The following is a 16,775-nucleotide window of genomic DNA, read 5'->3' as shown; positions in this document are numbered from 1 at the left end:
TCCCGGTGTCCGATCCGCGGCACGCAAAGGAGCGACCATGACGTCCACGCTGTCGAGTACGCAGCGAGACCTTCCGCACCCGCGCGACATCTTCGTGGGCGGGAGGTGGGTGACACCGTCCGGATCCCGTGCGGTGCCTGTCGTTTCGCCGATCGACGGCTCGGTGCTCTGTCACCTGCCTGAGGTTTCAGCGGGGGACGCCGACGCCGCCGTCGCGCAGGCGAGCGCCGCGTTCGAAGCCGGCCCGTGGCCCTCGATGACCCCCGCTGAACGCTCTGTGGTCGTCGAGCGATTCCTTACGCTACTCGAACAGCGGCTGGACGAGATCAACCTCGCATGGTCGCAGGAGGTCGGAATCCCGATCACGACAGCCGTCGCGTTCGGTCAGGGCATGAGCCTCGCCGGCCGGGATTCGCTGCGGCTCGCACGTGAGCTGCCGTTCAGCGAGATTCGCGAGACCGCCGGGGGCCGCGCGCTGGTCAGCCGTGAGCCGCTTGGCCCGGTGCTGGCCATCCTCACCTACAACGGCCCCACCACCGAGGTCGGCCTTTCGGTGATTCCCGCGCTGCTCGTCGGCAACCCGGTCATAGTCAAGCTGCCACCCGAGAACCGGCTCGTCGGCCAGCACCTGGCCGAGGCCGCGGGCCTCGCCGGGTTCCCCGACGGCGTCATCAGCGTGCTGACCGCGGAGGCTGAGGTGAGCAAGCACCTCGTCGCCCATCCCGGTGTCGCCGCCGTGCACTTCACCGGCGGTACCGAGATCGGTGCGGAGGTCGCGTCGGTTGCGGGGCGGCGCCTGGTGCGTACCACGCTCGAACTCGGCGGGAAGTCCGCCGCGATCGTGCTGGACGACGCCGACCTCGACGCCACGATCCCGCTGCTGATGGCGATGACGACCTTCCAGGGACAGATCTGCAACTCGCTTACCCGGGTGCTCGTGCCGGAAACACGTCACGACGAGATCGTCGCCCGGCTCCGGGAAGCATTCGGGGCAGTGAAGGTCGGCGACCCCACAGACCCGGCAACCGAATTCGGGCCACTGCCGACCGAGCGCGTCCGCAGCCGGGCCGAGGGCTACATCCGCCGTGCGGTCGAGGCCGGGGCGACGGTGGCCTACGGTGGTAAGCGGCCGGAGGGCTTCGAGTCGGGGTGCTACCTGGAGCCTACGCTGCTCACCGACGTCGACAACACGATGGAGGTAGCACGCAACGAGATCTTCGGCCCGGTCTACTGCGTAATCCGCTACTCCTCCGGGGTTGACGAGGCAATCCGGATCGCCAACGACTCGCCGCTAGGGCTGGCCGGCGCGGTGTTCACGACCGACACCGATAAAGCCATGCGGGTCGCCGCGCAGGTGCGCGTCGGCACGTTCTGGGTCAACGGCGTCGCGCCGTGCCTGACGGCGCCGTATGGCGGCGTCAAAGCCTCGGGTTACGGCCGTGTCGGCGGCCCGGAAGGTTTCTTCGATCTGACCGAAATCAAGCAGGTCGTCCTGCCGTAGCGGAGGCTCGCATGTCACACGACTACATCATTATCGGCGGGGGATCGGCGGGCTGCGTGCTGGCCAACCGGCTGTCGGAGAACCCACGCAACACCGTGCTGCTCCTCGAAGCGGGCGGCGGGGACCGGCATCCATCGCTGCACGTCCCCAAGGGCTTCTTCTTCGCGCTCTCCGGCGATCGCCACGTCAAGCACTACACAACCCAGCCGTTTGGAGCGCACGGCCAGGTTGAGCATTGGGCGCGCGGACGCGTGCTGGGTGGGTCCAGTGCCGTCAACGGCATGATCTACAACCGTGGCTGGGCCGACGACTACGACGGCGTGGCGGCCCTGGGTAACCCAGGCTGGGGCTGGGACCAGATGCTGCCGATCTTCAAGCGGATGGAGGACCACCAGCTCGGCGGATCCGAAACCCGGGGCGCCGGTGGGCCCCTCGGCATCTCGGTGCAGTCACCCGAGGAGGCCTGTGACGCGATCATTGCGGCGGGCGAGAATCTCGGCTGGCGGCGGGTGGCGGACATGAACGCCTCCGATGACGAGCGCATCGGCTACATGTCGTCCACGATCAAACACGGCCTCCGGCAGAGTTCGGCCACCGCGTTCCTGCGCCCGGCGCGCAACCGCAAGAACCTCACCGTGGAGACCCACGCGCTGGCGATCCGGCTGGTCTTCGACGGCCGACGGGTCGTCGGCGTCCGGTTGTCGCAGCGGGGTCATCTCAAGGAACTGCGTGCCCGTAAGGAGGTCATCCTGAGCCTGGGGTCGTTCGAATCGCCGTTGCTGCTCGAACGGTCCGGGATCGGCGATGGCAAGGTGCTGGCCGAGGCCGGTATCGCGCAGGCGGTGGAAAGTCCGAACGTTGGCAACCGGATGCTCGAACAGCGCTCGACCGAGTTGCAGGCGCGGCTACGCAAGAACATCGGCTACAACAAGCTGATCTCGAGCACCCCCCGCTACCTGGCAACGGGGGCGCGCTATCTGTTCGAACGCAAGGGTGTGATCGCGGTCGGCGCCATGGATGTCGCCGCTTACTTCAAGTCCGCGCCCGAGGTGAACCGGCCCGACATTCAGGGCGCCATCGCGCCGATGTCGCTCACGACCGCGATGGGCGGAGCCGACAAGGTGCAGCACGGCAAGCTGGCACCGGAGAAGGATCCAGGGATCCGCCTGTTCGCCTACGTGCTGCGGCCGACGAGCGAGGGGTCGATCCACACCACGGGTCCCGACCCCGACAGCCCTCCGGAGATCGTCCCGAACTACCTCGCGACGGAGCACGACCGCACGATCACAGTCGCGGCCCTGCGCAGGTATCGCGACCTGATCGAACAGAGTCCGCTGCGGGAACTCGTGGAGTTCGAGATCACCCCCGGGCCGTGGGTGTCGTCCGACGAGGACATCGTCCGGGATTCGCTCGAGAACGGCTCCTGCTGCTACCACGCGCTCGCCACCTGTGCGATGGGCCCGAAGGACGACGACGTGGTCGATCCGGAGCTGCGGGTGCGAGGCGTCGCGGGACTGCGCGTGGTGGACGCCTCGGTCTATCCGACGATGATCTCGGGGAACTGCAACGGACCCACGATGGCGCTTGCCTGGCGAGCCGCTGATCTGATCCTCGCCGACTGAGTTTTGACGACAATCCGCTGAGCGCCGCCCGACCGTCGGCGCTCAGCCGGTGCTGCCGACGCCACCCGTGTCGCGGCACCGACATGAAGGAGCACCGCATGGAACCCGTGCAACTACTCGACACCGACGGCCGGCTCCGGCACAACCCGGACTGGCCGCTGGAGATCACCCCCGAACTGTGCCGGGATCTGTACCGGCGCATGAAGAGAGCACGCCGCTTCGACGACGAAGCGCTTGCCCTGCAACGGCAAGGCGAGCTGGGTCTCTGGCTGCAGTCGCTCGGGCAGGAAGCCGCGCAGATCGGCTCGGTCACCGCATTGCGTCCCGACGACCATGTGTTCCCCAGCTACCGCGAACATGCGGCCGCCCTCTCCCGCGGCATCACGCCCGCCGAGCTTCTGGTGCAGTGGCGCGGAAATCGGCACAGCGGCTGGGATCCGGCGCACTACCGTTTTCACATCTACACCCTGGTGCTGGCCGCGCAGCTGCCTCATGCGGTCGGCTACGCCATGGGTGTGCAACGCGACGGTTCGGGTGAGATCGTCGCCGCCTACTTCGGGGACGGGGCAAGCAGCGAGGGCGAGGCGAACGAGGCCTTGAACTGGGCCGCCGCGGCCGGAGCGCCGGTGTTGTTCTTCTGCCAGAACAATCATTGGGCGATCTCGACACCGACGCAGATCCAGATGCGCGCACCGTTGCACCAGCGCGCCCGCGGGTTCGGTCTCGACGCACACCTCGTCGACGGCAACGATGTACTGGCCGTGCACGCGGTCACCACTGCGGTCGCCGAACAGATCCGCGCCGGTGGCGGGCCAGCGTTGATCGAGGCCGTCACCTACCGCCTGGGTGGGCACAGCACCTCCGATGATCCCGGACGCTACCGCAGCGCGAGCGAGCTCGACAGCTGGACCGCGCGCGACCCGATCGCCCGGCTGGAAGCACTGTTGACGCGAGAAGGCTGGCTGGACGCGCAGTTCCGCGCCGAAGTCGAATCCGAGTGCGACGGGCTGGCCGAGGAGACCCGGAAGGTGTGCCGCGAGCTGCCGCTCGGCGATCTCGGCGAGTTGTTCGGCGCTGTGCTGACCGAGGAGACCCCGTTGCTGGCCACGGAACGCCGCGGCTACCGGGACCTCGTCTCGTCCTATGTGGACTGAAGTTCGACCGCATTGCCGCCCACCCCGCGGCGCCACACCCAGGAGCAAACCATGCCCGTGCTCACCTTGTCCAAAGCGATCAACACCGGCCTGCGAAAGGCACTCGAGGACGACCCGCGGGTCGTCGTGATGGGACAGGACGTCGGTGGTCTCGGCGGTGTGTTCCGGGTGACCGATGGTCTCCAGAAGGATTTCGGCGCCGATCGCGTCATCGACACGCCACTGGCCGAAGCCGGGATCGTCGGTACCGCGATCGGGTTGGCACTGCGTGGTTACCGGCCGGTGTGCGAGATCCAGTTCGACGGGTTCGTTTACCCGGCGTTCAGTCAGATCGTGTCGCAACTGGCGAAGATGCGTGCTCGTACGGGAGGCATCGTCTCGCTCCCCGTTGTCATCCGCATCCCGGTCGGCGGTGGGATCGGGGCGGTCGAACATCACAGCGAGTCGAACGAGGCCTACTTCGCCCACACCGCCGGCCTCAGAGTGGTGTGCTGCTCGAACCCGCGTGACGGGCATTGGATGCTGCGCCAGGCCATTCAGAATGACGACCCGGTGATCTTCTACGAACCCAAATGCCGGTACTGGAGCAACGGCGAGGTCAGTGACCAGCCGGGCGTGCTTCCGCCGGAACGAGCCGAGGTGGTCCGGCCGGGTAGTTCGCTCACTGTGCTCAGCTACGGCGGAATGATCCAAACCTGTCTGCGGGCGGCTGACGCGGCGGCGGCCGAGGGCCATGATCTCGAGGTCATCGATCTGCGCACGCTGTCGCCGCTCGATCTCGAGACCATCGCCGGGTCGGTCGAGCGCACCGGCCGGTGCGTGGTGGTGCACGAAGCGCCCACGTTCGCGGGACTCGGCGCCGAAATCGGCAGCGCGGTGACCGAACTCTGTTTCTACCACCTCGAAGCGCCGGTACTGCGGGTCGGTGGGTTCAATATCCCTTACCCACCCGCGAAGTTCGAGGATCAGTACCTGCCCGACCTCGATCGTGTCCTCGACGCGGTCGACCGATCACTGAGCTGGTGAGTGGGAAGATCATGGCCGTCCAACAATTCCGGTTACCCGACGTCGGGGAGGGTCTCACCGAGGCCGAAGTCGTGCGGTGGCGGGTCGGATCAGGCGACCCAGTGGAAGTCAACGATGTCCTCGTCGAGATCGAAACCGCGAAATCCTTGGTGGAGTTGCCCTCGCCCTACCGTGGCACAGTCGCCGCACTGCTCGCCGAGGCGGGGCAGACCATTCCGGTTGGCGCGGCGCTCATCGAAATCGATGCGGGCGGTGAAGACGCGACTCCACCCGCGGTTCTGGTGGGGTACGGGCCAGGGGATGCCGGGCCCAATCGACGCCGGCGTCGTGCGGCAGGGAATCCGAGCACGGCCCAACCCGCGGTCGACACCGTCCAGGCCAGGGCGAAACCCCCGGTTCGTAAGCTTGCCAAGGAGCTGGGGATCGATCTCGCGGCGGTCGCCGGGACAGGGACGCACAACACTGTTACCCGCGACGATTTGCTTCAGCATGTGAGCGTGCCCGAGAGCACCGCGGCCCCAGCTCAGGACCACACGAGGATTCCGGTCAAGGGCGTCCGCAAGGCGACCGCTGCCGCCATGACCACCAGCGCGTTCACCGCGCCGCACGTCACCGAGTTCGTCACGGTCGACATGACCCGGTCCGTCCGCCTCGTCGAGGAACTCAAGGCCGAACCCGCATTGCACGGGACCCGGGTGACGATGATGCTCCTGGTCGCGCGGGCACTCGCGGCCGCAGCACGGGAATACCCGGACATCAATGCCTCGTGGGACGGGGCCGCGAACGAGATCGTCGTGCACCATCAGGTCAACCTGGGCATCGCCGCGGCTACACCGCGGGGGTTGCTGGTGCCCAACATCAAGAACGCCGCCGCGCTCTCCTTGCCGGTGCTTGCCAAGGAACTGACCACGCTGATCGACACTGCCCGGGCCGGTGACCTCACACCGGACCAGATGTCCGGCGGGACGATCACGATCACCAACATCGGTGTGTTCGGGGTCGATGCGGGAACCCCGATTCTCAACCCGGGCGAGGCGGCGATCCTGTGCCTGGGCGCTGTCCGCCGGACACCTTGGGAGCACAAGGGAAAGGTGGCATTGCGCTGGACGAGCCAGCTCGCCCTGTCGTTCGACCACCGGCTGGTGGACGGCGAACTGGGCAGCAGGGTGCTCGCCAGGGTCGGCAAGACCCTGGCGAACCCCAAATGGGAACTGCTGCTCAGCTGACTGTCAGGACTCACAACAATGGCCCCATTACCTAGGACGCGCGACATTGATGAGCGATCCGCGGCACTTGCAGATTTGTCGAAGCCGCCGCTCAGCGCGATAGCACAAGTCCACGTCTCACTCTGGAGAAACGGGTGAAGCCGATGCCGGTGACCACATCGATCGCGGATATTCCGACGATCTCCGTCGATTTCCTGGATCCCAGGTTCGCGGCGGACCCCTACCCGGCCCTCGAAGAGATCCGGGCCGTGGGCCCGATCGTCCGGAACGAGCGGTCCGGCTACCTCATGCTCACGAGCTACGCCGACTGCGCTCAGGTGATGGGCCGCGCCCAGTCGTTCGCCGCCGACGTCGAACACCTCACGGCCCTGTTCGGCGGCACGACGTTCGCCTCACTCAGCGGGGCTCGGCACCGTCAGCTGAAAGGGATCTGGGCTCCCGCGTTCCAACGCAAGAGCCTCGCCGCGACCTACCCCGAGCTGATCCGGCAGGTCATCGTCGACCGGGCAGCCGACTCGATCGCACGGCTACGCGCGGGCGAGACGGTGGACATCGCCGAGGGTTTCGTGCGTGCCATCCCGGCCGTCGTGATCGCGTCGATGCTCGGCGTGCCGTCGGCAGACATCCCTGACTTCGTCCGGTGGAGCGACGAGATGGGTCACATCCTCGAGAATCGCGACGACCCCAGCACGCACGGGCGGGCACTGGTCGCGCAGGGTAAGCAGGCCACCGACAACCTCAACCGGTACATGGCCGCCGTGATCGACGAGCGGCGCGATCGGCCTGGGGGCGATCTGGTGAGCCAGATCGCCGTCTCAGAGGTGCCGATGACCGAAGCGGAGGTCGTGGCCGCGACCACGCAGCTGGTGTTCGCCGGCAACGAAACGACGGCGAAGCTCATGGGGCATTGCCTGGTCACGCTCGCCGCGCATCCCGGCCAGCGCGAGGTGCTGCGGCAGAACCGGGACCTGCTGCCACAGGCGATCGAGGAAGTGCACCGCTGGTCAAGCGTAAAGGTCGCGACGCTGCGCTTCGTTCGCGAAGAGCAGGTGCAGGTCGCGGGCCATGAGCTGGCCGAGGACACGACGATCATGGCATTGCCGGCGGCCGGTAACCGGGATCCGCAGCGCTGGGAGCGGGCGGACGCCTTCGACATCAACCGCCCGCGGTTGGCGCACCTCGGTTTCGGCGTCGGCCCGCACGCCTGCCTCGGCCTGAACCTGGCCCGGCTCGAGGTCGAGATCCTGCTGAACCACCTGCCTCGGCCTGAACCTGGCCCGGCTCGAGGTCGAGATCCTGCTGAACCACCTTCTGGACGAGATCCCGGATTGGCAGGTGCAGCGGGTCGACTACGGCGACAGCTGGATGGTGCGCGGCCCCGCGGAGATCGATGTCGCGCTGGAAAACGCCAGGGGAGGACGGCGATGAAGATCAACGTCGACACCGGCAAGTGCATCGGCAGTGGCGCGTGCGTGGTCGCCTGTGAAGAAGTGTTCGGGCTCGATGACGACGGGGTCGTTGTGGTCCTGCAGAGCAACCCGCCCGCCGAACTGCGCGAGCGGGTCCATGAGGCCGCGGAAGCCTGCCCGGCCGAAGTGATCGAAACGACGGATTAGTCCGGCGTTCCTACCGAGAAGGGCACCACCGTGACTCAGACAATGGCTGTCGGGTCTCCCCGACGTCGGCTCGTGGTCGTAGCAATGTGCTTCCTCGCGATTCTGGCCGACGGTTACGACTTGGGTATTTATGGCGCCACGCTGCCGACCCTGCTCAAGGGATCGGGATGGGACATGGGGCCGGCGCTCGCCGGAGCGATCGGGAGCTACACCCTGGTCGGGATGATGGTCGGCTACCTGCTCGCGGGCCCGATCACCGACCGGGTGGGGCGGCGTCCGATTTTAGTCGCCGGAATCGCCTGGTTCTCGGTCGGCTCCGGGATCTGTGCGCTCGCGACCGGCCCCGGCTTTTTCGGTGCCGCGAGGTTTTTCACCGGCATCGGCCTTGGCCTCGTGGTCCCCAGCGCGATAGCGCTGGGCGTGGAGTTCGCGCCTCGTGGACGGCATCAGATCTACAACGGCTTGCTGTTGACCGGCTACGCTGTGGGCGGGGTGGGGGCCGCACTCGCCGGCCTCTTCCTGGTGCCCCACCTCGGCTGGCGCGGCCCCTACTGGGTCGGCGCGGCATTTCTGCTGGCCGTGCCGGTGGTCGCCGCGTTGGTGCCCGAGTCGGTCGGGCACCTGACGGCCAGGGGCCGGCTGGCCGAAGCGGGCAAGATCGCCGCGCGGTACGGGCTCTACCAGCCCGAGGCCGTCGCGGCCGACAAACGTGCCTCGCGCTCGTGGGTCGCCGGACTCCGGGACGTGTTCCAACGCCGGTACCGGCGGGCGACCGTCCTGTTCTTCATCGCGTCGGCCTGCGGAACGCTGCTGTTGTACGGCCTCAATACGTGGCTGCCGCAGCTGATGCGCGAGGCCGGATACCCGCTGGGGTCGTCGCTGGAGTTTCTGCTGTTGTACCAGGCCGGATCCGTCGCCGGGCTGATCGCCGGCGCATTGCTCGCCGACCGGGTGGGGCCCAAACCTGTTGTGGTGCCTTACTTCCTGGTCGCCGTCGTCTGCCTGCTCCTGCTGGCGCAACCACTGGGCGTCCCGGTGCTCATGATGGCTGTCATCCTGACCGGTCTGGGCACGTCGGCTACGCAGTCGCTCATCGACGGCTACATCGCGGTCTACTATCCCGCATCCAGCCGCGCGTCCGCACTGGGCGTCACGCTCGGGTTCGGCCGGGTCGGGGCAATCGCCGGGCCCTCCATTGCCGGCTGGGTGCTCGCCGCGGGGGTGGGATTCCAATGGAACTTCTACGCCTTCGCCATTCCGGCGCTCGTCGGTGCCATCGCGATCAGCGCGATGCCACGCCGCCGGGCCACGGATCAGCTCGCCGACGACGGCATCTCGACGGCGGTCATCAACCCGGGCGTCACACGGTAATTCGTTTCACGGATACGGAGGAACATCATGCGATTCGACGGCCGGGTGCTGGTCTGCACCGGAGCGGGAACAGGGATTGGCGCCGCCGTGGCGCGACAGTATGCCCGCGAGGGCGGCCGGGTTCTGCTCCTCGGACGCCGGCAAAACGCGCTCGATGCGGTCGTGGCCGACTGCCCGGGTTCCCTGGCAGTCAGCACCGACGTTTCGGACCGCGATGCGGTGCTGCGCGCCGTCGATCTCGCGCTGGACAAGTTCGGGCGCATCGACTCGGTGTATAACGCCGCCGCCATCCTGACCCCCACCGAAGCGGTGTCGGCGCCGGCCGAAGAGTTCGTGCAGCAGTTGATGGTCAACGCCGTCGGCACGCTCAACGTCTGCCACGCGACCGCGGCGGCGTTACGCAAATCCGACTGCGCGGCGATCGTCAACACCTCCTCAGTGGTGGTCGACATCGCCCGCGCCAACCGTGGTCTCTACGCCGCGTCGAAGGGGACGATCCCGCCGTTGACCCGGCACCTCGCGCTTGAACTGGGGCCCGAGGTCCGGGTGAACGCGATTTCGCCCGGGCACACTCTCACCGAGATGACAGAGGACCTCTACCGCAGCCAGGGCGCGACGCTCGAGGACGGTCTCCACAAACTCGGGAGCAACGTGATGCTCAAGCGGGTCGCCATGCCTGAAGACATCGCGGGGACCGCCTGCTTCTTGCTGTCGGCGGAGGCGTGCTACGTCACCGGACAGGTGCTCACCGTCGACGCCGGCATGACCGCGGTGTGATCGGTGAGTGCGCCCAAACCGCGAATCGCACTGACCGCACCACTTTTCAGCCGCGACGCCGACAGTTACCTCGTCTCCGAGGCAGAAGTCCTGCGGTGCTATGACAGCCGCCCGTCGGTGGACGATCTGGCATTCGCCGACGCGGTCATCGCCCAGAGCCCGCGCCGGATCGGGCGGGCGGAGTTAGGCCCCGCTGAGCACCTCACGGTGATCTCGACCGTCGGATCCGGGTACGACTTCATCGACGTCGGCGCCGCCACCGACGCCGGTGTGGCGGTGACCAACGCCGCGGGCGTGGCATCGGTGCCCGTCGCGGAGTATGTGATCGGAGCTGTGGTCCTTGGCCGCCGCAAGTTTCTGGACCAGCGGCAGCGGCTCCTCGCCGGTGACTTTCGCGAGTGGCGTGCGCGCTATGACGGGGTGACGGCGTCCGGCGTGTCGGCGAGCCGCCTCGGCATAGTCGGCCTCGGCCGGATCGGGGCCGAAATCGCGAGAAGGGCCGAGCTGGGTCTCGGGATGGAGGTCAGGTATGTCGGTTCGGGGCGTGTGCGGACCCCGGCCCCGTCGCTCGTCGAGGCTGCATCCGTTGACGAGTTGTGCGCCTGGGCCGACGTGATCACACTGCACGTGCCACTGACCGCAACGACCCGCCACCTGATCGGGCCGCGTCAGCTCGAGATGCTTGGCGGGGACGGGCTGCTGATCAATACGGCGCGGGGCGGCGTAGTTGATCAATGCGCGGTGCTGACCGCGTTGCGGGCCGGGACTCTGGGCGGTGCCGTACTCGATGTGCTGGATCCGGAACCGCCGGATTCCGAGGCGTTGCTGGAGTTCAGCGACATTCCCGGGCTGTTCGTCACCCCGCACATCGCAGGGGTAACGCGAGATTCACTGCATGCGCTGTCGTTCTCCGCGGTTGAGCGGGCGCTCACGGTGTTGCGAGGCGAAAAGCCGCCGACACTCGTCAATCCTCAGGTCTGGAAGCGGCGCCGCCGCTATCAGGGATAAAGGCACACGGCGGAGTGACAGATAGCGTTACCGGTGGACTATCTCGCCGAGCGGCCGGTGAGGTCCGGGACGGAAATCGTGCCGAGGGTGTGCGCGGAACTCGTGGCGCTGCGCTCGTAGTCGGCGTAGGCCTTGCGATAGACCTCGGCCACCTCGGCGCGCTTGCCGATGTCGGTCGCGACGAGGAAATGCCAGGTTTGCTTGTTGCTGCCGCTGGGCGCTTGCATCGCTATTTCGAGGAATTCCCGGATCAGGCCGGGATCCACCGGCCGGTCGAGGTCGAGCCGCTTCCGCACGGCACGGGTCGTCGCCACGCCTAGTCGGTTCCGAGTCCGAGGTTGCTCACTGCTTGCCTTCCTGCCTGACGGACCGGTAAACGATTTGCCTGCTTGCGAAAACCCACTCGCCACGGCTGTCTCGCACGAGCATGTCGTCATACTCGCCGTACGCCCCGGCGACAGCGTCGGTGCCGATCACGGCGAAGGTCGCCCGGCCGTGGACCGTGCTGCCCAGGGCCGGTTCGAGTAGCAGGTTGGCGGTGAGGTGGGTGCGGCCGGGGCAATGGCGGGACCGGATCTTCGCCAGCACGCCGCTCGGCCGCTCACCCGGTACGAACCGTCCACTTCTTGCGTCGGCGGTGAAACATCTGGCCAGCATGGCGAAATCGGCCGTAGTGCTTCAAAAAGGGTTCGCTGGTTGTGATCTGGGGTTGTGGTCCATTCGTGGTGCGCTGCCTGTCGGCGTTGTCTGGGATGGAACCCGGTGGCTGGCAGGACGCGGCGGGCGGTGGCTGCGCTGACTTTGTATCCCAGTCGGCGTAGTTCGCCGTGTACGCGTCGGGACCCCCAGGGGGAGTTGTCGGTGCCGGGCCGGATGATCAGGTCGTGGAGCTGGTCGGGTACCGGCGGGTGTCTTCGCCGGGGTAGACCGACATAGTAGAGCGAGCCACGCGAAGGTCCGGGTAGCGAGCAGGTAGATCATCTGTACGAGCACAAGGACGGATCATGCCCGACCACGGGCGACGCCCAGGTCAGCAGCACTGCAGGATTTCTGAAGCGCTACGGGGGCCTCCAGCCGCACCAGTCTGACGATCGTTTTACGTCGTCGAATGTATAGTTCGATGGAGCTCGGGAGTTCAGCGGGCTCCCTCCTCTGCTGCCGACGTCTGCTTGTGGTGGAGCTCCAGCGGCATGGGATGCAGGGGCCTTCATGACGTCGTCGAAACTTCCTCGTCTTGCTGCTCCTGGAAGTGCTTAATCGCGCTGGTGATGAGGTTCCGTGCAGCCGATCCTGTCACTGCTTGTTCGGCGAGCCGACGGAAGGCTTTGCTGTAGAGGGTGACTTCTCGGGGCTGACTGATGCTCAGTTCGGCAGAGATCGTTTCGACATGGACCAGCAGGTTATCGAAGATGATGAACTGGTTGGTGGGTGTTCGGTATTCGGCATTGTTCGGGATGATGCCGAATACCACTCGTGGCAATGACGTGACGGCTAAGAGCCGATCAAGCTGGCCGATCATGACGTCGGACCCGCCCACCGTCGTCGTCAACGCTTGCTGAGCCAGGACGAAGTGGAAATGATGATCACCGCGATACAGGATCGTCTGACGTTCCATGCGTTCCGCGACGCCGTCTTCGAGGTCGTCAGGCACCTCGTAGAATTCGATCACGCGACGCATGACTTCACGGGCGTATTCGGCTGTGTGGAGGATGCCTGGAACGAGTATGGGTTCGTACCAGCGCATCAGCTTGGTTCCGGCTTCAAGTCTCCGCGAAGCGTTCTGACGACGTCGGGTGCCGACGCTGAGCATGCGCCGCCATTCCACGTACATCGACTCGATGTTGCGCACAGTGGCGATGAGGTCGGGGATCTGGCTCTCGGCTGAGGTGTGCCGGCACCATGCGCGGATGTCTTCTTCTGTGGGGGTTTGCTTGCCGTACTCGATTTTTGAGACTTTCGAGCTGTGCCAGCCAGCGAGCGTGGCCAGGCCCCGGCCAGTCAGCTGCGCGTCCTTGCGAAGGTCTCGCAGCTGCTGACCGAGAGCATGGCGCGCTTGGTGAAGAGAGTTCGTCACGGGATTGCAGTCCTCGTTAGGCCGTGACGTGCTCGGTCTCCAGATACCGATGGTGCGGCATCGCGACGTGCCATACCCGGTCGCGCACGGTGCGACAATGATTCACGATGACCGGGTCGCTGGTGGTTGCGCCGCCGGCGAACCGGCCGCCTGGCTCGAACACCGTGAACACCACGAAGTTGTTATCGAAGAGCCAGAAGTCGTCTGCCGACACCTCGTCTGGACTGATCAGGTGACGTGGAAGCCATCGGACATCCTCGCCAGCAGCGATGTTGTGCTTGGCCACGGTGAGACCCCACCGCGTGTAATCGCCGTGGGGAACCGTAATCACTCGCGCTCTCCGGACTACGCGACCCGTACTGGTCGCGTGACGAACTAGGTTCAACCACGGCTGAAACCACTCGAAGTCGTCGTGCTCACCGGTGAGGAACAGGCGAAACGGCCCCGACTCTTCTGGCGTGGTGTAGGTGTCCTGGACTTCAAGGTGGAACGCGTCGTGCTTGAAATCGCGGAAGAGCGCATCGAACGCGTCACCCTGTAGCAGTTCCACTGACCCAAACCTCCTTCTTCGTCGGGACCTCGATGCAGGTTTCGTGCCCGGGGATGTCCATCTGCGCCAACGCCTCGGTGTCGGTCACGAGCTCACCGCAGAGGAGGAAGCTCCCGCGACCGGTGTCGTCGAGATGGGTGCCCAAGCATTTCCCCTTTTCGACGTGTCCCAGCAGGCGGTGGGGAATCTCGATCCATGTTGGGTGTCCCTCGACCTTCCATCCCTGCACCAGGTAGGTGCCGCGGTCGGTGGCGTACAAGGTCGGCGAGCCTCCACCCTGTGTCTCTGTGCCGAGGAACGTTAGCTGCATGGCTACCCCTTCCACCAGTGCGGTGCGCGAGTTTGCTTGGCCGCGTAGATAGTGATCTCACCAGCAACATCAGTCAACAACCTCCCGCACGGAAAGGTTATCTTCGAGCAAACTCAAGCAAACTTCTGGCCCCGGCTCAGCCCTCGGCTCTAGCGTGATCATCACCGTGCTGATCCGCTTCACCACGACCGATAGCGCGCTGCATCAAGCGCGACATGACATCTGCATTGCGGACCGGCGCCAGCATCGCATCAGCAAAGATCGAGCACGAGATTGGACGAACAGCCAGGTGGACGCAGGTGGCAACGACAAGAAGACCGCGGATTCCCTCTCCTCAGCCGAAAGTAATTCCCCGGCTCTGGAACACGTGAAGAGGGCCCGGGACGCGATGATTGAACAACTGCGGGACCTGAATGCGCTCCGCTCCGATCGAGTCGCGGCGGTCTTCCGCACGGTCGATCGCCATGCCTTCGCGCCAGGGGTGCTGTTGGACGAGGTGTATGCGGCGACGACTGCGGTGAAGACGAAGTGGGACGAGCATGGGGCTGCGGTCAGCTCGATCAGCGCGCCACAGATCCAGGCCTTCATGTTGGAACAGGCCAGTGTTCAGCCAGGAATGCGAGTGCTGGAGGTTGGCTCGGGCGGCGTCAACGCCGCGATGCTGGCGGAACTGGTTGGCGAGTCCGGCAGCGTGACGACGATGGACATCGACCCCGAGATCACATGCCGGGCGCGCAAGTTCCTGGACACAGCCGGCTACTCCCGCGTTCGCGTCGTCTGCGGCGACGCCGAGGAGGGCATTCCCGACGGCAGCCCGTTCGACGTAGTCCTGGTGACCGTGGGCTGCTGGGATATTCCGCCCGCATGGTCCGAGCAGCTGATCGACGGGGGACGGCTCGTCGTTCCACTGCGAATGCGCGGGATCACACGTTCGCTGAGCGTGCAACGCACAGGTGATCATCTGGTGTCGGATTCGGCCGAAGTCTGTGGCTTCGTGAAGATCCAAGGCGAAGGTGCGCACCAGGAGCGAATGCTGCTGTTACACGGGGATCGGATCGCGCTGAGTTTCGACGACGACACCTATCCATCCGATCCGCACCAGCTTGACGGTGTGCTGGCGACCGACCGCGCAGACACATGGTCGGGAGCGACCGTCGGCGGAATGGAGGCTTTCGACTCGTTGCCCCTGTGGCTGGCCACCGTGTTGCCCGGGTTCTGTCTGCTGTCCGTCGACAGCGACTACGTCCCTTCGGATGGCGGTCCGGTCATGGCTGTCGAGGGTGGTCGATGGTTCCCGTACGCTCACGTTTACCACGGTGATTCGTTCGCCTACCTCGCCAGCCGTCGGGTGCGGCCGGGTGTGTTTGAGATGGGTGCGCACGGCTTCGGCCCTCATGGCTACGCCGCAGCGGAGGCACTGTCCGAGCAGATCCGCACCTGGCACAACCACTATCGGCACGACCCCGCTCCTGAAATCGCCATCTGGCCTCAAGACACCCCAGATGACCTGATTCACCGGCCTGAGACCGGCGGACGATCCAGCGCCACTACTACGGCCGTGATCGACAAGCGTCACACCCGCATCTCGATCTCCTGGCCGCCGCCGACCGCCTGACCGTTGGTCAGTGGTCATGGCCAGGTCTTTCAAGCAAACCGACAGAGGAAGGACTGGAACATGCCCCACGCCACCAACACGTTGCCCCGCCCTGCGACTCCCGACACGACGGCCGGCCCTGGCGCCAGCACGACCGCCGAGGATTTCACCCTCAACTTCCAGGTGATTGAGGCCGCGTACCCGTTGGCGAAGTTGACCTGCGACACCAGTGACGGCTGCGGCCAGACCTGCTCGACCAGCGCCTGCAACAGCCAGGCCAACAACCCCTCCTGATCATTGCAAACTCGGGTGCGTTGACGCCGCTTGCCCCCGACACACGGCGTCAACGCACCCGCCCCTTTCACTCCACGTCGACGCCGTTGCTGATGCGGAAATCCAGCGAGGAGGTCTACGCGCATGGCAGTACCACGGCACTTCCGTCACGCCGGACTGGTAGTGGTGCGCGCCAGCACCGATCCCGGCGGACTGTGTCTGCCCAGGATGGACCTGCACACCGCAGACGGCGCCGAGACGATCGGCCGCGCGTGGCTGGCGCGAATATGGGAGCGCGAAACCGTGCGCATGGCGCTGCAGGTGCCGAGTCCTGCCTTGTGCGAGCGAATCACTGCTGCCCTCTCCGGTGCCCATTTAGAACGTCGGCAGTGGCGACGGCTGCTGATGGCGGTGTGCTCGTACGTGCTGCGGTGGCGTGGCAGGCCCACCCCGTTCGGCATGTTCGCCGGCATCACCACTGCCACGGTCGGGCCCTCCGCGCGGGTCAAGTTCGGCGAGAACCACGCGGCCCATCCGCGGGTCGATCTGGCCTGGCTTGCCGACGTGATCTCCCACCTAGAGCACGACCCTGGCGTGCTGGCGAACCTCTGGCTGGTGGTCAACAACGCGGGAGTGCACCGTGGGAACCACTTCGTGGTGCCCAAGCCCGTAC

At 66.1% G+C, this 16,775-nt stretch carries 16 protein-coding genes and 1 pseudogene; 12 read left to right on the top strand and 5 right to left on the bottom strand.

The annotated features are described in order from the left end of the window. Positions 1-37: 37 nt before the first annotated feature. The 9 genes from SSPN_RS0134230 (at position 38) to SSPN_RS47195 (ending at position 11,301) form a co-directional block, all read left to right on the top strand. Positions 38-1,501: an aldehyde dehydrogenase family protein gene (locus tag SSPN_RS0134230; RefSeq protein ID WP_010313905.1), complete on the top strand. Its 1,464-nt coding sequence runs from the start codon at positions 38-40 to the stop codon at positions 1,499-1,501. Positions 1,502-1,512: 11 nt separating this feature from the next. Next, entirely contained in the window at positions 1,513-3,123 is a 1,611-nt protein-coding gene (locus SSPN_RS0134225; RefSeq protein ID WP_010313903.1) for a GMC family oxidoreductase, read from the top strand. A gap of 98 nt (positions 3,124-3,221) precedes the next feature. After that, positions 3,222-4,277: a thiamine pyrophosphate-dependent enzyme gene (locus SSPN_RS0134220; RefSeq protein WP_010313901.1), complete on the top strand. Its 1,056-nt coding sequence runs from the start codon at positions 3,222-3,224 to the stop codon at positions 4,275-4,277. Between the two features lie 51 nt (positions 4,278-4,328). Next, on the top strand, positions 4,329-5,303 hold the full coding sequence (locus SSPN_RS0134215; protein WP_010313899.1) for an alpha-ketoacid dehydrogenase subunit beta: 975 nt from the start codon (positions 4,329-4,331) through the stop codon (positions 5,301-5,303). An 11-nt stretch (positions 5,304-5,314) separates the two neighbouring features. Then, positions 5,315-6,529, top strand: coding sequence for a dihydrolipoamide acetyltransferase family protein (locus SSPN_RS0134210; RefSeq protein ID WP_010313898.1), 1,215 nt, complete (start codon positions 5,315-5,317; stop codon positions 6,527-6,529). A 143-nt stretch (positions 6,530-6,672) separates the two neighbouring features. Next, on the top strand, positions 6,673-8,145 hold the full coding sequence (locus SSPN_RS0134205; protein ID WP_148272085.1) for a cytochrome P450: 1,473 nt from the start codon (positions 6,673-6,675) through the stop codon (positions 8,143-8,145). Between the two features lie 30 nt (positions 8,146-8,175). Beyond that, positions 8,176-9,516 carry an MFS transporter gene (locus SSPN_RS0134200; RefSeq protein ID WP_237710894.1) on the top strand — a complete coding sequence of 447 codons (1,341 nt, stop codon included), beginning with the start codon at positions 8,176-8,178 and terminating at the stop codon, positions 9,514-9,516. Between the two features lie 27 nt (positions 9,517-9,543). Then, entirely contained in the window at positions 9,544-10,293 is a 750-nt protein-coding gene (locus tag SSPN_RS0134195; protein WP_010313893.1) for an SDR family NAD(P)-dependent oxidoreductase, read from the top strand. Between the two features lie 3 nt (positions 10,294-10,296). Beyond that, positions 10,297-11,301: a 2-hydroxyacid dehydrogenase gene (locus SSPN_RS47195; RefSeq protein ID WP_010313892.1), complete on the top strand. Its 1,005-nt coding sequence runs from the start codon at positions 10,297-10,299 to the stop codon at positions 11,299-11,301. Between the two features lie 38 nt (positions 11,302-11,339). Here the strand turns inward: SSPN_RS47195 and SSPN_RS52715 are convergent, their stop codons facing one another. From SSPN_RS52715 to SSPN_RS47185, 5 genes are all read right to left on the bottom strand, one after another. Continuing rightward, positions 11,340-11,615 carry a nitroreductase family protein gene (locus SSPN_RS52715; protein ID WP_029536007.1) on the bottom strand — a complete coding sequence of 92 codons (276 nt, stop codon included), beginning with the start codon at positions 11,613-11,615 and terminating at the stop codon, positions 11,340-11,342. 28 nt (positions 11,616-11,643) lie between these two features. Continuing rightward, on the bottom strand, positions 11,644-11,958 hold the full coding sequence (locus tag SSPN_RS55825) for a hypothetical protein (RefSeq protein WP_148272084.1): 315 nt from the start codon (positions 11,956-11,958) through the stop codon (positions 11,644-11,646). 550 nt (positions 11,959-12,508) lie between these two features. Next, entirely contained in the window at positions 12,509-13,375 is an 867-nt protein-coding gene (locus SSPN_RS0134175; protein WP_010313883.1) for a helix-turn-helix domain-containing protein, read from the bottom strand. 16 nt (positions 13,376-13,391) lie between these two features. After that, on the bottom strand, positions 13,392-13,925 hold the full coding sequence (locus SSPN_RS0134170) for a DUF6879 family protein (protein ID WP_010313881.1): 534 nt from the start codon (positions 13,923-13,925) through the stop codon (positions 13,392-13,394). Continuing rightward, positions 13,906-14,235, bottom strand: a complete 330-nt coding sequence (locus tag SSPN_RS47185; RefSeq protein ID WP_010313879.1) for a hypothetical protein — start codon at positions 14,233-14,235, stop codon at positions 13,906-13,908. The genes SSPN_RS0134170 and SSPN_RS47185 overlap by 20 nt, the downstream gene beginning before the upstream one ends. A gap of 154 nt (positions 14,236-14,389) precedes the next feature. Here SSPN_RS47185 and fxlM point away from each other — a divergent pair, with 154 nt between their 5' ends. The 3 genes and pseudogenes from fxlM to SSPN_RS52705 all read left to right on the top strand — a co-directional run. After that, entirely contained in the window at positions 14,390-15,850 is a 1,461-nt protein-coding gene (fxlM, locus tag SSPN_RS0134160; protein WP_010313877.1) for a methyltransferase, FxLD system, read from the top strand. A gap of 60 nt (positions 15,851-15,910) precedes the next feature. Beyond that, positions 15,911-16,123, top strand: coding sequence for an FxLD family lanthipeptide (locus SSPN_RS52710; protein ID WP_083822261.1), 213 nt, complete (start codon positions 15,911-15,913; stop codon positions 16,121-16,123). A gap of 123 nt (positions 16,124-16,246) precedes the next feature. Next, positions 16,247-16,771 (top strand): annotated as a pseudogene (locus SSPN_RS52705) (lantibiotic dehydratase); the annotation flags it as partial. Positions 16,772-16,775 lie beyond the last annotated feature (4 nt).

The organism is Saccharopolyspora spinosa NRRL 18395, assembly GCF_000194155.1.
GTDB lineage: Bacteria > Actinomycetota > Actinomycetes > Mycobacteriales > Pseudonocardiaceae > Saccharopolyspora > Saccharopolyspora spinosa.
The sequence above is the reverse complement of the archived record's forward strand: the minus strand, read 5'-3'. Positions and strand labels throughout refer to the sequence as shown.

What these genes read in the sequence shown, in the direction of transcription:
- SSPN_RS0134225 (WP_010313903.1), top strand. Translation starts at nt 1,513, where the DNA reads ATGTCACACGACTACATCATTATCGGCGGGGGATCGGCGGGCTGCGTG.
- SSPN_RS0134230 (WP_010313905.1), top strand. Translation starts at nt 38, where the DNA reads ATGACGTCCACGCTGTCGAGTACGCAGCGAGACCTTCCGCACCCGCGC.
- SSPN_RS0134215 (WP_010313899.1), top strand. Translation starts at nt 4,329, where the DNA reads ATGCCCGTGCTCACCTTGTCCAAAGCGATCAACACCGGCCTGCGAAAG.
- SSPN_RS0134195 (WP_010313893.1), top strand. Translation starts at nt 9,544, where the DNA reads ATGCGATTCGACGGCCGGGTGCTGGTCTGCACCGGAGCGGGAACAGGG.
- SSPN_RS47185 (WP_010313879.1), bottom strand. Translation starts at nt 14,235, where the DNA reads ATGCAGCTAACGTTCCTCGGCACAGAGACACAGGGTGGAGGCTCGCCG.
- SSPN_RS0134205 (WP_148272085.1), top strand. Translation starts at nt 6,673, where the DNA reads ATGCCGGTGACCACATCGATCGCGGATATTCCGACGATCTCCGTCGAT.
- SSPN_RS52710 (WP_083822261.1), top strand. Translation starts at nt 15,911, where the DNA reads ATGCCCCACGCCACCAACACGTTGCCCCGCCCTGCGACTCCCGACACG.
- SSPN_RS55825 (WP_148272084.1), bottom strand. Translation starts at nt 11,958, where the DNA reads ATGCTGGCCAGATGTTTCACCGCCGACGCAAGAAGTGGACGGTTCGTA.
- SSPN_RS0134220 (WP_010313901.1), top strand. Translation starts at nt 3,222, where the DNA reads ATGGAACCCGTGCAACTACTCGACACCGACGGCCGGCTCCGGCACAAC.
- SSPN_RS0134210 (WP_010313898.1), top strand. Translation starts at nt 5,315, where the DNA reads ATGGCCGTCCAACAATTCCGGTTACCCGACGTCGGGGAGGGTCTCACC.